The sequence below is a fragment of the Rahnella aquatilis CIP 78.65 = ATCC 33071 genome (assembly GCF_000241955.1).
In the GTDB taxonomy this organism is placed as follows: Bacteria; Pseudomonadota; Gammaproteobacteria; order Enterobacterales; family Enterobacteriaceae; genus Rahnella; species Rahnella aquatilis.
In genome coordinates, this window is record NC_016818.1 from 1 (window position 1) to 19,121 (window position 19,121).

Annotated in this window: 16 protein-coding genes; 9 read left to right on the forward strand and 7 right to left on the reverse strand. The window is 51.5% G+C overall.

Annotation, left to right across the window (positions count from 1 at the left end; all coding sequences use genetic code 11):
- The first annotated feature begins 488 nt into the window (after positions 1 to 488).
- The 6 genes from dnaA to RAHAQ2_RS00035 all read left to right on the forward strand — a co-directional run bounded on the left by dnaA (position 489) and on the right by RAHAQ2_RS00035 (position 8,777).
- Positions 489 to 1,880 (forward strand): chromosomal replication initiator protein DnaA, encoded by a 1,392-nt coding sequence (gene dnaA / locus RAHAQ2_RS00010; protein WP_014333276.1) that lies wholly within the window; start codon positions 489 to 491, stop codon positions 1,878 to 1,880.
- 4 nt (positions 1,881 to 1,884) lie between these two features.
- Positions 1,885 to 2,985, forward strand: coding sequence for a DNA polymerase III subunit beta (gene dnaN, locus RAHAQ2_RS00015; protein WP_013573353.1), 1,101 nt, complete (start codon positions 1,885 to 1,887; stop codon positions 2,983 to 2,985).
- Positions 2,986 to 2,994: 9 nt separating this feature from the next.
- Complete coding sequence (recF, locus tag RAHAQ2_RS00020; RefSeq protein ID WP_014333277.1) at positions 2,995 to 4,083, forward strand: DNA replication/repair protein RecF; 1,089 nt, start codon at positions 2,995 to 2,997, stop codon at positions 4,081 to 4,083.
- Between the two features lie 19 nt (positions 4,084 to 4,102).
- Complete coding sequence (gyrB, locus tag RAHAQ2_RS00025; RefSeq protein WP_014333278.1) at positions 4,103 to 6,517, forward strand: DNA topoisomerase (ATP-hydrolyzing) subunit B; 2,415 nt, start codon at positions 4,103 to 4,105, stop codon at positions 6,515 to 6,517.
- A 156-nt stretch (positions 6,518 to 6,673) separates the two neighbouring features.
- On the forward strand, positions 6,674 to 7,489 hold the full coding sequence (gene yidA / locus RAHAQ2_RS00030; RefSeq protein WP_014333279.1) for a sugar-phosphatase: 816 nt from the start codon (positions 6,674 to 6,676) through the stop codon (positions 7,487 to 7,489).
- 25 nt (positions 7,490 to 7,514) lie between these two features.
- Positions 7,515 to 8,777: a YidR family protein gene (locus RAHAQ2_RS00035; RefSeq protein WP_014333280.1), complete on the forward strand. Its 1,263-nt coding sequence runs from the start codon at positions 7,515 to 7,517 to the stop codon at positions 8,775 to 8,777.
- 41 nt (positions 8,778 to 8,818) lie between these two features.
- Here the strand turns inward: RAHAQ2_RS00035 and RAHAQ2_RS00040 are convergent, their stop codons facing one another.
- Positions 8,819 to 9,196 (reverse strand): YceK/YidQ family lipoprotein, encoded by a 378-nt coding sequence (locus tag RAHAQ2_RS00040; protein ID WP_014333281.1) that lies wholly within the window; start codon positions 9,194 to 9,196, stop codon positions 8,819 to 8,821.
- Positions 9,197 to 9,576: 380 nt separating this feature from the next.
- Between RAHAQ2_RS00040 and ibpA the strand changes: the two genes are divergently transcribed.
- Positions 9,577 to 9,987, forward strand: coding sequence for a small heat shock chaperone IbpA (ibpA, locus tag RAHAQ2_RS00045; RefSeq protein ID WP_014333282.1), 411 nt, complete (start codon positions 9,577 to 9,579; stop codon positions 9,985 to 9,987).
- A gap of 156 nt (positions 9,988 to 10,143) precedes the next feature.
- Positions 10,144 to 10,578, forward strand: a complete 435-nt coding sequence (gene ibpB, locus RAHAQ2_RS00050) for a small heat shock chaperone IbpB (protein WP_014333284.1) — start codon at positions 10,144 to 10,146, stop codon at positions 10,576 to 10,578.
- Positions 10,579 to 10,655: 77 nt separating this feature from the next.
- Here the strand turns inward: ibpB and RAHAQ2_RS00055 are convergent, their stop codons facing one another.
- Entirely contained in the window at positions 10,656 to 11,909 is a 1,254-nt protein-coding gene (locus RAHAQ2_RS00055) for a valine--pyruvate transaminase (RefSeq protein WP_014333285.1), read from the reverse strand.
- A 258-nt stretch (positions 11,910 to 12,167) separates the two neighbouring features.
- On the opposite strand from RAHAQ2_RS00055, the gene RAHAQ2_RS00060 reads away from it, so the two are divergent.
- Positions 12,168 to 13,376, forward strand: coding sequence for a hypothetical protein (locus tag RAHAQ2_RS00060; RefSeq protein WP_014333286.1), 1,209 nt, complete (start codon positions 12,168 to 12,170; stop codon positions 13,374 to 13,376).
- Positions 13,377 to 13,438: 62 nt separating this feature from the next.
- Here RAHAQ2_RS00060 and ghrB read toward each other — a convergent pair whose 3' ends face one another.
- The 5 genes from ghrB to RAHAQ2_RS00085 form a co-directional block, all read right to left on the reverse strand.
- Positions 13,439 to 14,416 carry a glyoxylate/hydroxypyruvate reductase GhrB gene (ghrB, locus tag RAHAQ2_RS00065; RefSeq protein WP_014333287.1) on the reverse strand — a complete coding sequence of 326 codons (978 nt, stop codon included), beginning with the start codon at positions 14,414 to 14,416 and terminating at the stop codon, positions 13,439 to 13,441.
- Positions 14,413 to 15,705, reverse strand: coding sequence for an MFS transporter (locus RAHAQ2_RS00070; protein WP_014333288.1), 1,293 nt, complete (start codon positions 15,703 to 15,705; stop codon positions 14,413 to 14,415). Before RAHAQ2_RS00070 ends, ghrB begins: the two co-directional genes overlap by 4 nt.
- A gap of 43 nt (positions 15,706 to 15,748) precedes the next feature.
- Positions 15,749 to 16,498 (reverse strand): sugar phosphate isomerase/epimerase family protein, encoded by a 750-nt coding sequence (locus RAHAQ2_RS00075; RefSeq protein WP_014333289.1) that lies wholly within the window; start codon positions 16,496 to 16,498, stop codon positions 15,749 to 15,751.
- A gap of 213 nt (positions 16,499 to 16,711) precedes the next feature.
- Positions 16,712 to 17,746, reverse strand: coding sequence for a LacI family DNA-binding transcriptional regulator (locus tag RAHAQ2_RS00080; RefSeq protein ID WP_014333290.1), 1,035 nt, complete (start codon positions 17,744 to 17,746; stop codon positions 16,712 to 16,714).
- Positions 17,747 to 17,813: 67 nt separating this feature from the next.
- Positions 17,814 to 19,100, reverse strand: coding sequence for an MFS transporter (locus RAHAQ2_RS00085; protein ID WP_014333291.1), 1,287 nt, complete (start codon positions 19,098 to 19,100; stop codon positions 17,814 to 17,816).
- Between the last annotated feature and the right edge of the window lie 21 nt (positions 19,101 to 19,121).

Sequence of the window (19,121 nt, forward strand, 5' to 3'; positions counted from 1 at the left end):
TGGTTATGACCATCAGGAACACAGGCTTCACACGTAGGGCTGAGGATTATACGGACTCTGCTATAAATCGCAAGGATCCTCGGCTGATCCTTATCCACAGGCGTGAGATCTTTCTCGCAGTATGATGAAATTTAACTCAGCGGACTCCTATTTTTTCAGCAGAGTGATGATTACATCGCCTAATTTAAAAAGGATCGGCTAAGCTTACCCACTTGCCGATTGCTGCCTGTGGATAAAAAGGATCTAAACTGTCAGGAAGGGGAGGATCTCTGTGCCGGATTGCGTTATGATCCGCCATTCCGATCGCGATCCCGGCTGGGATGCTTTCGACAAAAACCGCAAAAAGCGGTTCGCACGTGACTTTACGCCGCTGACAGGGTGGTGAGAGAAATTTCCCCCATTGACGGGCGGAACGTGCGCCAAAAATCATGATTTAAAAAACATCCTGATCCTTTTCTTTTTTGATACTTGTTCGAGTGGAGTCCGCCGTGTCACTTTCGCTTTGGCAGCAATGTCTTGCCCGTTTGCAGGATGAACTACCTGCCACAGAATTCAGTATGTGGATACGCCCCCTGCAGGCGGAACTCAACGACAATACGCTGGCGCTGTATGCCCCGAATCGTTTTGTCCTGGATTGGGTTCGTGACAAATACCTAAACAATATTAACGGCTTGCTTAACGATTTCTGCGGCACGGATGCACCGTTGCTGCGTTTTGAAGTCGGCAGCAAGCCGGTGATCCAACGCGTCAGTCAGCCTGTCGCAGCCAGCGTCAGTTCACAGGCTGCGCCTGCGATTCCGCGTCTGGCACCTTCCCGTCCAAGCTGGGACAGTTCACCGGCTCAGCCCGAGCTATCCTATCGCTCTAACGTCAACCCGAAACATACCTTTGATAACTTCGTAGAAGGTAAATCTAACCAGCTGGCTCGCGCGGCGGCGCGTCAGGTGGCGGATAATCCGGGTGGCGCGTATAACCCGCTTTTCCTTTATGGTGGCACCGGTCTGGGTAAAACCCACTTATTGCATGCAGTCGGTAACGGCATCATGGCGCGCAAAGCCAATGCCAAAGTGGTGTATATGCACTCCGAGCGTTTTGTGCAGGACATGGTCAAAGCTCTGCAAAACAACGCCATTGAAGAGTTCAAACGTTACTACCGTTCTGTTGATGCGTTGCTCATCGATGACATCCAGTTCTTTGCTAATAAAGAACGTTCGCAGGAAGAATTCTTCCACACCTTTAATGCCCTGCTGGAAGGCAATCAGCAGATCATCCTGACCTCGGATCGTTATCCAAAAGAGATCAACGGTGTTGAAGATCGTCTGAAATCGCGTTTTGGCTGGGGCCTGACGGTGGCGATCGAGCCGCCTGAATTAGAAACCCGCGTGGCGATCCTGATGAAAAAGGCGGACGAGAACGATATCCGTCTGCCGGGCGAAGTTGCCTTCTTTATTGCTAAACGTCTGCGTTCTAATGTGCGTGAGCTTGAAGGCGCACTGAACCGCGTGATTGCCAACGCCAACTTTACCGGCCGTGCGATCACTATCGACTTCGTTCGTGAAGCGTTGCGCGATTTGTTAGCGCTTCAGGAGAAGCTGGTCACTATCGATAATATTCAGAAAACAGTGGCCGAATATTATAAAATCAAGGTCGCTGACCTGCTTTCCAAACGGCGCTCCCGTTCGGTAGCCCGCCCACGCCAGATGGCGATGGCGCTGGCGAAAGAGCTGACCAACCACAGCCTGCCAGAAATCGGCGATGCGTTCGGTGGTCGGGACCATACCACGGTGTTGCACGCCTGCCGTAAAATCGAGCAGTTGCGTGAAGAAAGTCACGACATCAAAGAAGATTTCTCCAACTTAATCAGAACATTATCTTCCTAGCGCTATGAAATTTATTGTTGAACGTGAGCATTTGCTGAAACCACTGCAACAGGTCAGTAGCCCGCTGGGTGGACGACCAACGTTGCCTATTCTGGGTAACCTGTTATTACAGGTAACGGATGGCGCGCTGTCGCTGACCGGGACGGATTTGGAAATGGAGATGGTGGCGAAAGTCGCGCTGTCTCAGCCACATGAAGCGGGTGCCACCACGGTGCCGGCGCGTAAATTCTTTGATATTTGTCGGGGATTGCCGGAAGGCGCGGAAATTTCCGTTGCTCTCGACGGCGATCGCATGCTGGTCAAATCAGGCCGCAGCCGTTTCTCGCTGTCGACCCTGCCGGCAACAGATTTCCCTAATCTCGACGACTGGCAAAGCGAAGTAGAATTCACCCTGCCGCAGGCTACGTTGAAGCGTCTGATCGAAGCCACGCAGTTTTCTATGGCGCATCAGGACGTTCGTTATTATTTAAACGGTATGCTGTTCGAAACCGAAGGTGAAGAGCTGCGTACTGTTGCGACCGACGGGCACCGTCTGGCTGTGTGTTCTATGCCAATCGGTCAGTCTCTGCCGTCACATTCGGTGATCGTACCGCGAAAAGGTGTGATGGAACTGGTGCGGCTGCTTGACGGCGGTGACACCACATTGCAACTGCAGATCGGCAGCAACAATATCCGTGCTCACGTCGGCGACTTCATCTTTACCTCCAAACTGGTTGACGGTCGTTTCCCTGATTATCGCCGCGTATTGCCGAAAAATCCGGATAAAACGCTGCAAGCCGGGTGCGATTTGCTGAAACAGGCGTTTGCCCGTGCGGCCATCCTGTCCAATGAAAAATTCCGCGGCGTGCGTTTGTATGTCAGCCATAACCAGCTGAAAATCACCGCAAATAACCCGGAACAGGAAGAAGCAGAAGAAATTCTGGATGTCGGCTACGAAGGCACTGAAATGGAAATCGGCTTTAACGTCAGTTACGTCCTGGATGTGCTCAACGCGCTCAAGTGCGAAGACGTTAATCTTCTGCTGACAGACTCCGTTTCCAGCGTACAGATCGAAGATGCTGCGAGCCAGTCAGCGGCGTACGTTGTCATGCCTATGAGGCTATAGTCTGAATTAATGGCTTTAACGCGCTTACTGATAAAAGATTTCCGCAACATCGAGGCGGCGGATTTAGATCCGTCGCCCGGTTTTAACTTTCTGGTCGGTCCCAATGGCAGCGGTAAAACCAGCGTGCTCGAAGCGGTCTATACGCTGGGGCATGGCCGCGCTTTTCGCAGTTTGCAGGCCGGACGCGTAATTCGTCACGATCAGCCGGAGTTTGTTCTCCATGCGCGTGTGGATGACGGCGGTGATCGTGAATTGTCGATTGGTCTGAGCAAAAGCCGTCAGGGCGACAGTAAAGTACGCATTGATGGCAGTGACGGCCACAAAGTATCTGAACTGGCGCAGATGCTGCCAATGCAACTTATCACACCCGAAGGCTTCACCCTGCTTAATGGCGGGCCGAAGTACCGGCGGGCGTTTATTGACTGGGGTTGTTTTCATCACGACCCCGGTTTTTTTATCGCCTGGAGCAACCTGCGACGGTTACTCAAGCAGCGCAACGCCGCGCTGCGACAGGTGGGTCGTTATGCGCAAATTCGTGCCTGGGATCAGGAACTGATCCCGTTAGCCGAACGCATTAGCGAATGGCGGGCAGCCTACAGCGAAGCAATCGCGGCTGATATCAGCGCGACCTGCGCGCAGTTCCTGCCCGAATTCGCCCTCAGTTTTTCTTTCCAGCGTGGATGGGATAAGGAGACTGAGTACGGTGAGTTGCTGGAGCGTAATTTTGAACGCGACAGAGCTTTAACGTATACCGCATCAGGCCCGCATAAAGCGGATTTCCGCATTCGTGCCGACGGCACGCCGGTGGAAGATTTACTGTCCCGTGGGCAGCTGAAGTTACTGATGTGTGCGCTGAGACTGGCGCAGGGTGAGTTTCTCACCCGACAGAGCGGGCGGCGTTGCCTGTATCTTCTTGACGATTTTGCCTCTGAGCTTGACGCCGACCGACGTCGGTTGCTGGCCGATCGCCTGAAAGCCACCCAGGCACAGGTTTTTGTCAGCGCGATAAGCGCTGAGCAAGTGACCGATATGATGGGTGAAAAGGGCAAGATGTTCCGCGTGGAACAAGGTAAAATAGCCGTTCTATCACAGGACTAAAAATGAGCGAGAAACGTTGATGTCGAATTCTTATGACTCCTCAAGTATCAAGGTATTAAAAGGGCTGGACGCGGTGCGTAAGCGCCCCGGCATGTATATCGGCGATACCGATGACGGCACTGGTCTGCACCACATGGTATTCGAGGTTGTGGACAACGCTATCGACGAAGCCCTCGCGGGCCACTGTAAAGAGATTCAGGTCACGATCCATGCGGATAACTCTGTTTCCGTACAGGATGATGGTCGTGGTATTCCGACCGGCATTCATGAAGAAGAGGGCGTTTCTGCTGCTCAGGTCATCATGACCGTTCTTCATGCTGGCGGTAAATTCGACGATAACTCGTATAAAGTCTCCGGCGGTCTGCATGGCGTGGGTGTTTCCGTCGTTAACGCCTTGTCGGAAAAACTGGAACTGGTTATCCGCCGTGAAGGCAAAGTGCACACCCAGACTTACGTGCACGGCGAACCGCAGGATCCGCTGAAAGTGATTGGCGATACTGACGCAACCGGCACCACGGTACGTTTTTGGCCGAGCTTCAACACCTTCACCAATCACACTGAATTCGAATATGACATTCTGGCGAAACGCCTGCGTGAACTGTCATTCCTGAACTCCGGCGTGGCAATCCGTCTGCTGGATAAACGTGATGGTAAGAATGATCACTTCCATTATGAAGGCGGTATCAAAGCCTTCGTGGAATACCTGAACAAAAACAAAACCCCAATCCACCCGACCGTATTCTATTTCTCTACGATGAAGGACGATATTGGCGTTGAGGTTGCGTTGCAGTGGAATGATGGTTTCCAGGAAAACATTTACTGCTTCACCAACAATATTCCACAGCGTGATGGCGGGACTCACTTAGCCGGTTTCCGTTCGGCGATGACCCGTACCCTGAACGCGTACATGGATAAAGAAGGCTACAGCAAGAAATCCAAAATCAGCGCCACCGGTGACGATGCCCGTGAAGGCCTGATTGCTGTTGTTTCTGTGAAGGTGCCGGATCCTAAGTTCTCTTCACAGACCAAAGATAAACTGGTTTCTTCTGAAGTGAAAACGGCCGTTGAAACGCTGATGAACGAGAAACTGGTGGATTACCTGATGGAAAACCCATCAGACGCCAAAATCGTTGTCGGTAAAATCATCGATGCTGCGCGCGCCCGTGAAGCGGCCCGTAAAGCCCGTGAAATGACCCGCCGTAAAGGTGCGCTGGATCTGGCTGGTTTGCCAGGCAAACTGGCAGACTGTCAGGAACGCGACCCGGCGCATTCCGAACTGTACTTAGTGGAAGGGGACTCAGCGGGCGGCTCAGCAAAACAAGGCCGTAACCGTAAGAACCAGGCGATTCTGCCGTTGAAAGGTAAAATCCTTAACGTAGAGAAAGCGCGCTTCGACAAAATGCTCTCTTCTCAGGAAGTGGCCACACTGATTACTGCTCTCGGTTGCGGCATTGGCCGTGACGAATACAACCCGGACAAACTGCGCTATCACAGCATCATCATCATGACCGATGCCGACGTCGATGGTTCACACATCCGTACCCTGTTGCTGACTTTCTTCTACCGTCAGATGCCTGAAATTGTCGAGCGTGGTCATGTGTTTATCGCACAGCCGCCGTTGTACAAAGTGAAAAAAGGCAAGCAGGAACAGTACATTAAAGATGACGAGGCAATGGATCAATATCAGATTTCCATTGCGATGGACGGGGCAACGTTACACGCCAACGCCCATGCTCCGGCCCTGGCGGGTGAACCGCTGGAGAAACTGGTCGCTGAACATCACAGCGTACAGAAAATGATTGGCCGTATGGAACGTCGTTATCCGCGTGCGCTGCTGAACAACCTGATTTATCAGCCAACCCTGCCGGGGTCAGATCTGACCGATCAGGCCAAAGTTCAGGCCTGGATGGAATCGCTGGTCGCGCGTCTCAATGAGAAAGAGCAGCACGGCAGTTCTTACAGCGCAATCGTGCGTGAAAACCGCGAACATCAGCTTTTCGAACCGGTTCTGCGTATCCGTACGCACGGTGTCGATACTGATTATGATCTCGATGCTGACTTCGTTCAGGGTGGCGAATACCGCAAAATCTGTGCACTGGGCGAACAGCTTCGCGGCCTGATTGAAGAAGATGCCTTCATCGAACGTGGTGAACGCCGTCAGCCGGTGACCAGCTTCGAGCAGGCACTGGAATGGCTGGTGAAAGAGTCCCGTCGTGGTCTGTCGATTCAACGATACAAAGGTCTGGGCGAAATGAACCCTGATCAGCTGTGGGAAACCACCATGGATCCTGAACAACGTCGCATGTTACGTGTGACAGTGAAAGACGCCATTGCTGCTGACCAGTTGTTCACCACGCTGATGGGCGATGCGGTTGAACCGCGCCGCGCCTTCATTGAAGAGAACGCCCTGAAAGCTGCCAATATCGATATCTGATATTAATAGCTGATTGGCGGCATGAGCTGATAAAGAGTCCGAACCGGGAAACCGCTTCGGACTTTTTTTTCGTCTGGCGCGCTCCGTATTCCGGCTGGCTTTACAGCGGCTGATCGCGTTAGCATTGATGCATGTTATTTAAATTCTGAGGATGCTATGGCTATTGAATTAATTGCAATTGATATGGATGGGACGTTGCTCAATCCGCAGCATGAAGTGACACCGGCCGTTAAAAAAGCGTTGTCAGAAGCACGGGCGAAAGGCGTGCAAATCGTTCTGGCGACCGGCCGTCCTTTTATCGGTGTGCAGCGTTATCTGATGGAACTGGATTTACAGCAGGAAGGGTGTTACTGCATCACCAATAATGGTGCGCTGGTTCATAATGCCAAAGATGGCAGCGTGATCGCCGAAATAGCCCTCACAATTGAAGATTATCATTACTTTGAAGAGCTCGCCCGTCAGCTCGGTGTTCATTTCCACGCGTTGACAAAAACCGACCTGTTTACGGCCAACCGCCATATCAGCAAATACAGCGTGCATGAATCCTTCACCACCGGTATCCCGCTGCAATTCTGCCCGGCAGAGGAAATGGATCCGGCGCTGACCTTCCCGAAAGTGATGATGATTGATGATCCACAACTGCTGGATCGCGCTATCAGCCAGATTCCGGCGGAAGCAAGGGAACGCTACACCATCATGAAAAGCTCACCGTATTTCCTCGAAATTCTCGATAAACGGGTGAATAAAGGCGAAGGCGTGAAGGCGCTGGCGGAAAAACTGGGTATCGCGCGGGAGAGCGTGATGACGCTCGGTGACCAGGAAAACGACATCGCGATGCTGGAATACGCCGGAATTGGCGTCGCGATGGGAAATGCGCTGGACAGCGTAAAAGCCGTCAGCCAGTTCGTGACCAAAACCAACATGGAAGACGGCGTGGCCTTTGCCATTGAGAAATTCGTACTCAACGTCTGATCCTGCCCTGAGGAGCCTCACGGCCATGGAAAAACAGCTAACCGCTGATGCCCGCGGGCACCAGCTGACCAACATTAACGTCTGGACGCCGGACAGTCAGTGGCTGGTGTATGACGTGCGCCCGCATGGCGGTTCTTTTACCGGCTCAACCATTGAGCGGGTAAATGTCGAAACGGGTGAGGTACAAGTGCTTTATCAGGCACCTGATGGCGCACACGTGGGCGTGGTGACCGTCAGCCCGGATCTGCCCGCCCGTTATGCGTTTATTCATGGCCCGGAAAATCCGGATGAAAGCTGGCAGTATGATTTTCATCACCGTCGCGGTGTCATCGTCTCAGAGCCCGCGCGCGAAAAGGCTGTCACGCTGGATGCGATGGACATCACCGCGCCTTTTACCGCCGGAGCCTTGCGCGGTGGCACACATGTTCACGTCTTCAGCCCGGACGGTTCACGTCTGAGTTTTACCTATAACGATCATGTATTGCATCAACACGATCCGGCGCTCGACCTGCGCAACGTCGGCGTTGCTCTGTCAGGTTATCCGGTAGTTTCTCCCAAACATCATCCGCGTGAATACGATGGTAGCCATTTCAGCATACTGGTCAGCGAAACCACGCCTTATCCTCACCCCGGCAGCGATGAAATCAACCGTGCTTACGAAGAAGGCTGGGTGGGGCGTGAGGGCTATCTGAAGCCGGATGGCCGCCGTCAGCGGTGGGCACTGGCTTTTATCGGCGACACCCTTTCTGTCCGTGGCGAAAAGCACCCTGAAATCTTCGTGGTGGATTTGCCGCACAATGATAAAGATTACCGTCAGGCGGGTGATAACCCTTTGCAGGGCACGCCGGAATTACTGCCTGCGCCACCCGCGGGCGTGAAACAGAGACGGATTACTTTTACTGAAAATGGCATTGCCCTGCAACCACGTCACTGGTTGCGCGCATCACCGGATGGCGCACAAATAGCGTTTCTGATGAAAGACCGAAGCGGGGTCGTACAGGTCTGGACGGTTTCACCGAATGGCGGCGAACCGGTGCAAATCAGCCATTCCGGGCAGGGGATTCAGTCTGCGTTCAGCTGGAGTCCGGACGGAAAATCGCTGGCGCTGGTATGCGATAACAGTGTGATGCGGCTGGATTGGGAAAGCGGAAAGATGCAGCGGTTAACGCAACGATCAGAAATCGCGCCGTGCGCCGATGCCGTAGTGTATTCACCGGATGGCAGCAAAGTGGCGTTTATGCGTCAGTGTGAAGGCTATTCACAGATTTGCGTGGCCGACAGCCATTAACGAGCGGTAAGAACCGGCCTGTTCCGGCCGGTTTATTGCGACTATTTCTTATGTGTTGGCGATTTTTGCTGACGCGGCGTGGTCGTCATGGGCGGGATGTGATCGATATCGACACCGTTGCTCATCGCAATATTGTGTTCTTCACTGGCTTTGACGCGATCGCGCGTGGTCACCTTTCCGCTGCGAAAATAGTCATAAGGCAGCAGTACCGTATCCAGCAAGGCGCTGAACGGCAAATCAATTAACAGTAGTGGCGTCATCGCCCAACTGGTGTCATCGCTTTTCATCATATTCACATCAGCGCGTGCGCCTGAATAATATCCGGTATCACCACCTGTATGGCTCATTACGCTGGAGCAACCGCTCGTCGCTAAAAAAACACATCCTGTCATCAGCGGCGTTAATGCAAATTTCATCATGTTAGAACTCATCTTATGCTGTCAGGCTGAGCTTATACGTCAATGTGACTTATACCACTCGGCCCAAAAAATTAACAAAGCAAGCTGTAGCTCTGTGGCTGCGATCCCATTAAGTGTAATTACTATTTGAAATCTTGCAGGAATCTGTCTGTTCCCCCTGGCTTTTTGCCCTGGCCCGTCATGTATTTTGGCTGTCAGCCTATAAACAACAGCCAAATTTTTTGTTTTTTCTGGCTTGAAATACGCCCTTTCGTCTCCATTTTTACTGTACGACGCAGGAGGAGCAACGCCGGAAGGGTTCTTCTGTCATCACTGCGGAGCGGGTCGGTCCGCCTGGAGGACGACTCAACAATACTCGCTGAATATCAGGAGAAGTTGTAATGCGTAATTTTGATTTATCCCCGTTATACCGTTCTGCCATTGGCTTTGACCGTTTATTTAATCTTATCGAATCGGGTCAGAATCAGGGCGGCGGTTATCCCCCTTATAATGTCGAGTTGGTTGACGAAAACCATTACCGGATTGCTATCGCGGTCGCAGGTTTTGCCGAATCTGAGCTGGACATTACTGCGCATGACAACATGTTGCTGGTCAAAGGTGCGCATGCACCGGCCGACACCGGGCGGACCTATTTATATCAGGGCATTGCTGAGCGTAATTTCGAACGTAAGTTCCAGTTGGCGGAGCATATTCAAATAAAAGCCGCCAATTTGTCGAACGGTTTGCTGTATATCGATCTGGAGCGCGTCGTTCCTGAATCATCCAAACCGCGGCGTATCGAAATCCGCTGATTTACCGGCAATAAGTACCGGCAATAAGTCACCGGCGGCCATCGTTATTGACCGCCAGAAAATGAAAAAGTTTAGGCTCGCCGTCAGGGAGCTGTACCGTCACATCCAAAACGGATGAAGGCATTAATCATCTCGCTTCAAAGAAGGAGTAACATTATGCGTAATTATGATATTTCCCCATTACTGCGTCAGTGGATTGGTTTCGATAAATTAGCCAGTTCAATGCAGGGTGCTGATCAGGTTTTTCCTCCTTACAATATTGAAAAGTCTGATGACAACCATTACCGCATTTCACTGGCGCTGGCCGGTTTCCAGCAAAGTGAACTGAATATTGAAGTCGAAGGGCCGCGATTAACGGTCAGCGGCACACCGGCTCAGCCTGAAAACCAGGTGGAATATCTGCATCAGGGGTTAGTGATTAAGCCTTTCACGCTGAGTTTCACTCTGGCAGAGCATATGCGCGTATCGGCCGCTGAATTTACCCATGGCCTGCTGCATATCAATCTGGTGCGTGAAGTACCGGAAGCGCTGCAACCGCAAAAAATTGCGATTGGCACTGAGAAACCTGCGCTGGAAAACCAGTCTGAATAAGACGATTCCAGCCCGATAAAAGAAAAGGGGAGGACATTAATTTGTCCTCCCCTTTTTGTCTGCAAAATATCGCGCCGTTAAAGATTTTCCGCGTGCGCCTTCTCCACCTCTTCCGCCAGGATCTTCACGCCGCGCTCAATTTGTTCGGCGTCAGGCACGTAATTCATCCGCATACACTGATGGGTGTGTGGCCACGGATGTTCCAGCCCCGGGAAGAAGTAATCGCCCGGTACCATCAGCACGCCGCGCTGTTTAAGCCGCTGATACAGCACTTCGGTGGTGATTGGCAAATCCTTAAACCACAGCCACAGGAAAATCGCGCCTTCCGGTTTGTGGATCAGACAACGTTCTTCCGGCAGATAACGGCGCAGCGTGGCAATGGTTTCCTGCACACGCTGGAAATAGAACGGTTTGATCACGTCTTCACTAAGGCGCAGTAAATCGCCACGGACAATCATTTCATGAGCAATCGCGGGGCCGACACTGCCCGGCGACAGGCTGATAATCCCGTTCATATTACTGATCGCTTTGATGATTTTTTCATCAGCAATGACGATACCGCAGCGTGAACCCGGCAGGCCGAGTTTCGACAGACTCATGCACAGGATAATATTTGGATTCCACAACGGTGTGGCATCCGTAAATACGATGCCCGGGAACGGCACGCCATAGGCGTTATCGATTAATAACGGAATATCTTTCTGTTGCGCCAGGGCATCGAGTCGGATCAGCTCTTCGTCGGTAATGACGTTGCCGGTCGGGTTGGTCGGGCGTGACACGCAGATCAGGCCGATGTCATCAGTGATATTGAGATGATCGAAATCGACGTGATATTTGAATTGCCCTTCCGGCAGCAATTCGATGTTTGGCTTGGCTGACACAAACAGATTTTCATCCAGACCGGCGTCGGCATAACCGAGATATTCCGGTGCCAGCGGGAACAACACTTTTGACATACTGCCATCGGCGCGACGTCCGGCGAACAGGTTGAACAAATAGAAGAAGGCGCTCTGGCTGCCGTTGGTCAGCGCGATATTCTGTGCATCGAGCTGCCAGCCCAGTTCTTTCTGTAACATTTCTGCCAGCGCATGACGCAATACGTCTTTACCCTGCGGTCCGTCGTAATTGCACAGTGCTTCGGTCAGCATGCCTGCGGCCAGCATTTCCGTCAGCAGCGTCTGGAAATAATCCTGCATCTCAGGAATTTGCGCCGGATTGCCGCCGCCCAGCATCACCGCGCCAGGGGTGCGTAAACCGTCATTCATATCGCCCATCAGGCGTGTGATGCCTGAAAAACGGGTAAATTTGTCACCGAAAGCAGAAAACGTCATAGAAAGCTTTATATGTTATCGAAATGTGATGACCACCATAACGCCTGCGGCAGGGCAGTGCAATCCGACCACCGGGTTTTGAAGCAGCATTCTTTTTCAGGGTGTTACCAGGAACGGGTGAGAATGAATGCAAGGAATTTGTACATACCTTTTACTTTATTATGTTTTGCTTACTGACAGAGTAATAAAACGCGTCTGTGTTTTCACTTTTCTCAATGGCATAATTATTTTTTAAAATATATACACCAGGTTAATGTAATGAAGAAAAGCATAATTATTATGAATTTAGTTATGGCGGGCGGAGGAGATTATGCCCTTGGGAAGAAAATAAAAGAGATTGCCCGCAGCACACAGGCAGAAGGAATGCTTTTTACTGTTGATGCAGAATCGAGACATTCCCGTATAAAAACACAAGAGCATTTTAATCCTGGAAAACCGGTGAATTACACCAACCCGATTATTATTGTGACGCCGCACAGTATCATGACGCCCCATATTTTAGCGTCTGTGTTAAAAACGTTTCTTTATGAAAATAAGATAAACGCCACAACAATTATACTTATTGATGAAATGGATGCCCTTCGGGATAATGAATCAAATGACTTGGATTATAAAGCTGTTCTCAACCATTTAGGCTTCAAGAACATCATCATTCATTCCCTGGGGTTCAGTGAGAAATCTCTGGGATATCTCCCCATGCCTGAGCAAGAGGTCATCAGCATAAAAAAATCGGCAAAGCAGGACGTTATTAAACTACTGGATAGTTATAATTTATCCCTGCCGGAAAGCTGCGCGTTGTATTTTGCTTATTTAAGTTCAGATGCCGAGGTGACTTGTTCTCAGGTTTTTATTATTAATACATTGATTGAGGAAAAAGATTTTCAGAATAATTCAGCGTATGTCTTCGTCTGCAGGGAGAAAAACGCTATTACGCGTGTGCTGAAGGGGCTAAATAATTGTTTTTCAAAACCGCCTTATAATGATCTCTTTTCTGAATGCCATTTCTCAACAATGAAAGATGAAAGTACGATCATGAGTCACGGGAATATCAGAGGGACAGGGAATAAAAAAATACATATCTGTATCACTACAACACTTCCTTCCACGACGTTCAAAAATCTTACCAGTGTGAGTAAAACCGGCATGATGTCTGGTGATCAAAGTCTTTCTGATTACTTATCATTGAAAGAAAGCTTACCTTATTACGACAAGCAAAGCTGGAAAGAGCCTCTTATCGATGGCTTGAACGCGCGCGCCCGCGAGCTGGGGGGGGAAGAATTATTCAACAAGCTTCAGACAATGGTCGCCGGAAGAAGGCCCTTCACTGGTACTATCACCTTCAAACTTTTGACAGCCGGTGATGTGCCCACTCCGACGCTGAAAAACAGCCTTTTAGCTTTTAACAATGAAATATATGCAAGAAAAGCTGACAGAAACATCAGAGAGATGTTAATGAAATATCTTTGACCTTTCAAAAAAACACAGCCAGACCGGCCACTGGGCAACACCCGGGCCGGTCTTTGTTACATTTATTTCTTCAGTACTTCCGGATTAACGCAGAATTGTTTTACGTCGCCTTTCAGCGCTGCAATCAGGTTATCCACGGCGCAGGCAGCCATGTCATAACGGGTTTCATGTGTTGCAGACCCGATGTGCGGCAGGGCCACCACGTTCGGCAGGCTCAGCAGCGGTGAATCTTTTGGCAGGGGTTCGGTTTCAAATACATCCAGACCGGCGCCATAAATGGTTTTGGCTTTCAGCGCGTCAATCAGTGCGGGTTCATCAATGACCGGGCCACGGCCAGCGTTAATCAAAATGGCGCTGGATTTCATTTGCGCCAGTTCGTTTTTGCCAATCAGATGGAAAGTCTGTTCCGTCATTGGCAGCAAAATACACACGAAATCAGACTCTTTCAGCAGTTCATCCAGCTCGCATTTACGCGCGCCAAACTTCTCTTCCGCTTCTTTATGCTGGCTGCGTGCATTGTACAAAATCGGCATGTCGAAGCCGAAATGCGCACGTTGCGCCAGCGCCAGACCGATACGCCCCATGCCGACGATGCCCATGGTTTTATGATGAACGTCGGTGCCGAACCAGTCTGCGCCAATGTTATCGTTCCATTCACCGGCTTTTACACGTTCGGCCACGTTGACCACACGACGGGCGGTGGCCAGCACCAGTGCCATCACCGTGTCAGCGACGGTATCGGTCAGTGCGGTCGGGGTATGCATCATCGGGATCTGGCGACGCGTCAGTTCTTTTACGTCGAAGTTATCATAACCCACTGAAATAGTTGAGACAGCCCGCAGGCGCGGCGCATGGTCGAAAAGTTCTTTATCAATTTTCCCGCCGGAACCCAGTAACCCTTCGGCATTTTGCAGCGCATCAAACACCTGCGAGCGGTTTGACTCCGTGATGCCATCAAATTCAGTGATGGTGAAATGCTCTTCCAGACGCTGATGCAAATCTGCGGGTAATTTTTTATACAAAACAATAGACGGCTTCATGACTTACTCCCTTGGGTTAAGGAAACTTCTTTCGGCGGAATGTTGGCCTTTCGCGGTCTCACCAGCAGGGTTAAGCCTGCAGAAACCAGTAACGACACGGCCATGAAAATGAAGGAGGCTGCCGGGCTGCCTGTATTGCCGTTGAGATAACCGACAAACCAGGAACCAAAAAACGAGCCAAGCGCGCCCAGACTGTTGATTAATGCCATTGCGCCACCGGCAACATTCTTCGGCAGCATTTCAGGAATAATGGCAAAGAACGGGCCATACGGGGCATACATTGCCGCAGCGGCGATCACCAGTAAACTGTACGAAAGCCAGAAATTATTTGTGCCAGCGGCCCATGAACCAAAGAACGCCAGCGCACCGACCAGCAATAACGGCCAGACAAATAACTTACGGTTTTGCATTTTGTCTGATGCCCAGGACACCAGGATCATGGCGAGGGTAGCGGCCAGATAAGGGGCGGAGGATAACCAGCCCGCTTCGACCATCCCCATCGATTTGCCGTCGCGTAAAATTGACGGCAGCCAGAGCACAAAGCCATATACGCCGATGCTCCAGAAGAAATATTGCAGACAAAGCAGCACGACATTGCGCGAGCGGAAAGCCTCGCGGTAACCGCCGACCGCCTGAATGTTTTTCTGCTCTTTTTCCAGCTGTGCGGCCAGCGCCTGTTTCTCCCGATCGCTCAGCCAGCTGACTTCTTCGGGTTTATCCTTGACGGTGAACCACCAGATAACTGCCCAGGCAATCGCCGGAATGCCTTCGAAGATAAACATCTCGCGCCAGCCAAACGATTTGATCAGATAGCCGGAAAGTACCGACATCCACAGCACCGTTACCGGATTGCCGAGGATCAGAAAGGTGTTTGCGCGGGAGCGTTCGGATTTGGTGAACCAGTTGCTGATATACACCAGCATGGCGGGCATAACGGCGGCTTCGACCACGCCAAGCGCGAAGCGGATCACCGCCAGCATCGGAATATTGGTTACCACGCCGGTTAAAGAGGCGAATCCCCCCCATAGCAATAAACACCAGAAAATCAGTTTCTTAACGCTGCGACGCTCGGCGTAAATCGTGCCGGGGATCTGGAAAAAGAAATAGCCCAGAAAAAACAGGGCACCCAACAGGGACGACATCCCTTTGGTAATGCCCAAATCGTCGTTGATACCGGCCGCCGAGGCAAAGCTGAAGTTCGAACGGTCGACATACGCCAGACTGTAAGTGATGAACACGATCGGCATGATGTACCACCAGCGGCGGGCGGCGATCCTTGACTGGTTCATAACTGTTTCTCCTGATAGTGCGTCAGCACGGTCCCGGTTCGGCTTACTGACGTAACAGTTCTACGTAATGGTGCGTCACCGCAGTCAGATCATCCCCTTCAAGCGGGAATTCGATACCGCGCGGAACATCCTGAGGCAGGCTTTTCAATAAAGGTTCCCAACTGCCATCGCTGTCATCGAGCGCGACGGCATGCCATTTCCCGCTACGTTTTTGTGCAGCTTTGACATGCACATAACCCACATGACGCGCCAGACGCTCAGCGGCCACGGCCGGATCCTGCCCGACCCACAGCCAGTTGGCCATGTCGAACGTCATGCTTAACGGCAGATGCAGCGACTCAGCAGCAAACATAAAGGCGTTAATGCGTGAAAGAATGCCGCAATCCGGCGACTGGTCATTCTCAACCACCAGTTTCACCGGACTCGTCGCCAGCACCACCTTCAGCGGGGTCAGATCCTGGCCCGGCACAAATTCGCCGAGAGAAAACTTGATCGTGCGGGCATTGAGAATGCGTGCCTCTTCAAAATATTGTGGTGCATCAGGATTAAGCTTGCCAGCAGGTGAAAACAGCGGAAATGGCACGGAGTACACGGCAAACAATCCATGATTTTTAATTTTTTCTGCCAGCGCCGGCAGCGAGTCCAGTTCTTCGGCAGAGAACAATTCGCGACGAATTTCCACGCCGTCGGCTTTGGCATCAGCAATCACTGAAAGCAGCTCTGCCTGGCCGCCGCGGGCTTTTACCACGCTGTTGCCGTAGGCTGCGGTGACAATGACGATTTCTCTTTTCATGAATATTTATCCTGTGAAAGCGCCCTGTAATCTGGCGCAGGCAATCATTTGTGAAATCTTATTTTAGTGGAACAAATGACAGGTCGAGCCGTTGTTAACGTTTTGTTTCGTTTTATACAACCTAATTGGAACCGGTTCCAATCGACAGAACAAAAGCGCAAAAATATGATCCCGCTCACGAAGAACGGACAGGGAACGGGAGAAGAAAAGGGATCAGCGCGCTGCTGTGGAACCGCGCGCAATCAGCTCACCGGAAAATTCCAGGTCAGTCACCGGGTCGGAATTGCCCTGAATTCGGGTCACCAGTTGTCTGAGGGCCGCAACCCCCATGTCATAGGTGGGTTGCCTGAGTGTGGTGATGCCGACGCCCGCCAGATCGGCCCATACCAGTTCATCAAAACCGGATAAACCGATGTCCGGCCCCCAGCGCAGATTCAGCCGCTGCATAGCGCGAGCGACCTGTAGCGTCAGTGCGCCGTTCACGCACATCACGGCTTTGTGTTTATCCGCATGCCGCGCCACAAACGCCTTCAGCAGATTATCGAGTCCTTCGGTATTACTCAGCTCAATTTCACCCTGTTCAGCAATGTTCTGCGGATATTGCTGCATACATTTCAGGAAGGCATGCAAGCGGTCGAAACGGGTATTAATGGTGGCGGGTTCGCTGATGAAAAGCAGGGCTTCGAAACCCTGCTTCAGGAGATGACCGGTCATCATCTGTGTGGCTTCAACGTTGTTCAGCCCGATGACGTCGCAGGCGAAATTCGCGACTTTACGGTCAATCAATACCATCGGTAAATTGGCCTGCTGCAGCGTGGAAATTGCCGCCTCGCGCATCCCGACGGCATTCACCACAATGCCATCGACGCGATAACTGCTGAGTAATTGCAGGTAATGCTTTTCCTGATCCAGCTCATTATTGGTGTTACACACCAGCAGCGTCAGTCCTTCCTGGCGGCACGCGGCTTCGACGCCACGCATCACTTCAACGGAATACGGATTAGTAATATCGGCGAGGATAAGCCCCACCAGACGCGTTTGTCCGCTTTTCAGGCTGCGCGCCATTTGGCTAGGCTGATAATCGAGCAGGGAGATTGCCCGTCCGATGCGCTCTTTCAGCGAATCGGACAGCAGGTGTTGTTCACCGTTGAGATAGCGTGAAACGCTGGTCTTACCCGTTTTTGCGGCGCTGGCGACGTCGCGTATCGTGGCTCGGACCGTTGCGCCCGGTTCCTGTTTTTTACTCACAGCCTTTCTCTCCTCATGCTTGTCCCACGCAGACTAGCACAGAGTGCCGAAAGGCTGCACCCGCAAGTCAGCGCAAGCCTTCTGCTGTTTCTACTGGCGGTACGACCTCCACCTTCGGCCTGCTGCTCAGGGTAAACGCCGAAATGATCGTAACCCCGAAGGCGATACCACCGAGGATCAGATAGGTATCGCTGAATCCGATACGGTCATACAAATTGCCCGCGAAGGCGGAAAGGAAAATCGCCGCCAGTTGTTTGGCAAAATTAAAGCCGATCAGATAAAGGGTTGCCGAGAACCGGACATCAAAAATCTGAGTGATGTATTTGAACACCCCGACCAGCAGGAACGGCACTTCCAGCGCGTGCAGCATTTTCAGCAAAATCACTTCAATCGCCGTGGTGGCAAATGACGAACCGACAATGCGGATCGACATAATGGTGCCCGCCAGCAGCAAGGTGTTTTTCGCGCCAATGCGGTTAATAATCCACGGTGAACAGAACATAATCAGTGCGTTACACAGTTCTCCCGCCGTGGTGACGTAGCCGAACATTTCCGTGCCCTGTTGGGGAGACGCGAAGAAAGTTTTGAAGAAGGTGGCGAACTGCTGATCGAACACGTCATACACACAGGCCACGCCGATGACATACAAAATCAGCATCCACAGTTTGCGTTCTTTCAGCAACATTGCCGCCGTTTTCAGTGAAAATTGCGGCTGATTGGCCCCGAGTTTATCCAGCACCTGTGCGTTTTTGTTTTCCTGCGGACGGGCAATCAGCAGTAAAATCATCAAAATGATCGCGGCCCCGGAACCCATCCAGAACACGATGTCCGGGTTGATGTTAAACAGCACACCCGCCGTTGAGGCGCAAATCCCCCAGCCGAAACAGCCGAACATCCGCGCCTTGCCGTATTCAAACGAACTGTTGCGGCTGACCCTTTCGATATATGCCTCAGTGGCACCTGAGCCGCCCGCAAATACGAAACCAATATACGCACCGCCGAGTATCGCGCCGAGCACGATATTCAGTTTTAACAATGGCGCGAAAACGTAAATGAAGAACGGTGCAAACAGAAACAGCAGCACCGCAATGATCCACAGAAGATGTTTCTTCAGGCCAAGCTTGTCAGAAATGATGCCGAAAACCGGCTGAAACAGGATGGCAAATAACGACATGCTGGAAAATACGATGCCGGTTTCTGTTTTGCTCAGGCCGATAACATCAGAAAGCCAGATCGGTAAAAACGGATAACAGGTCGCCATAATGAAGAAGTAGAGAAAGAAATAGCTGCCAAATATCCAGAAATTAGTATTGTTTTTATAAAAGCAATGATCGGAGGTTTGTGTAGGGTTCATAGTGATTTCCTTGCCGAAACC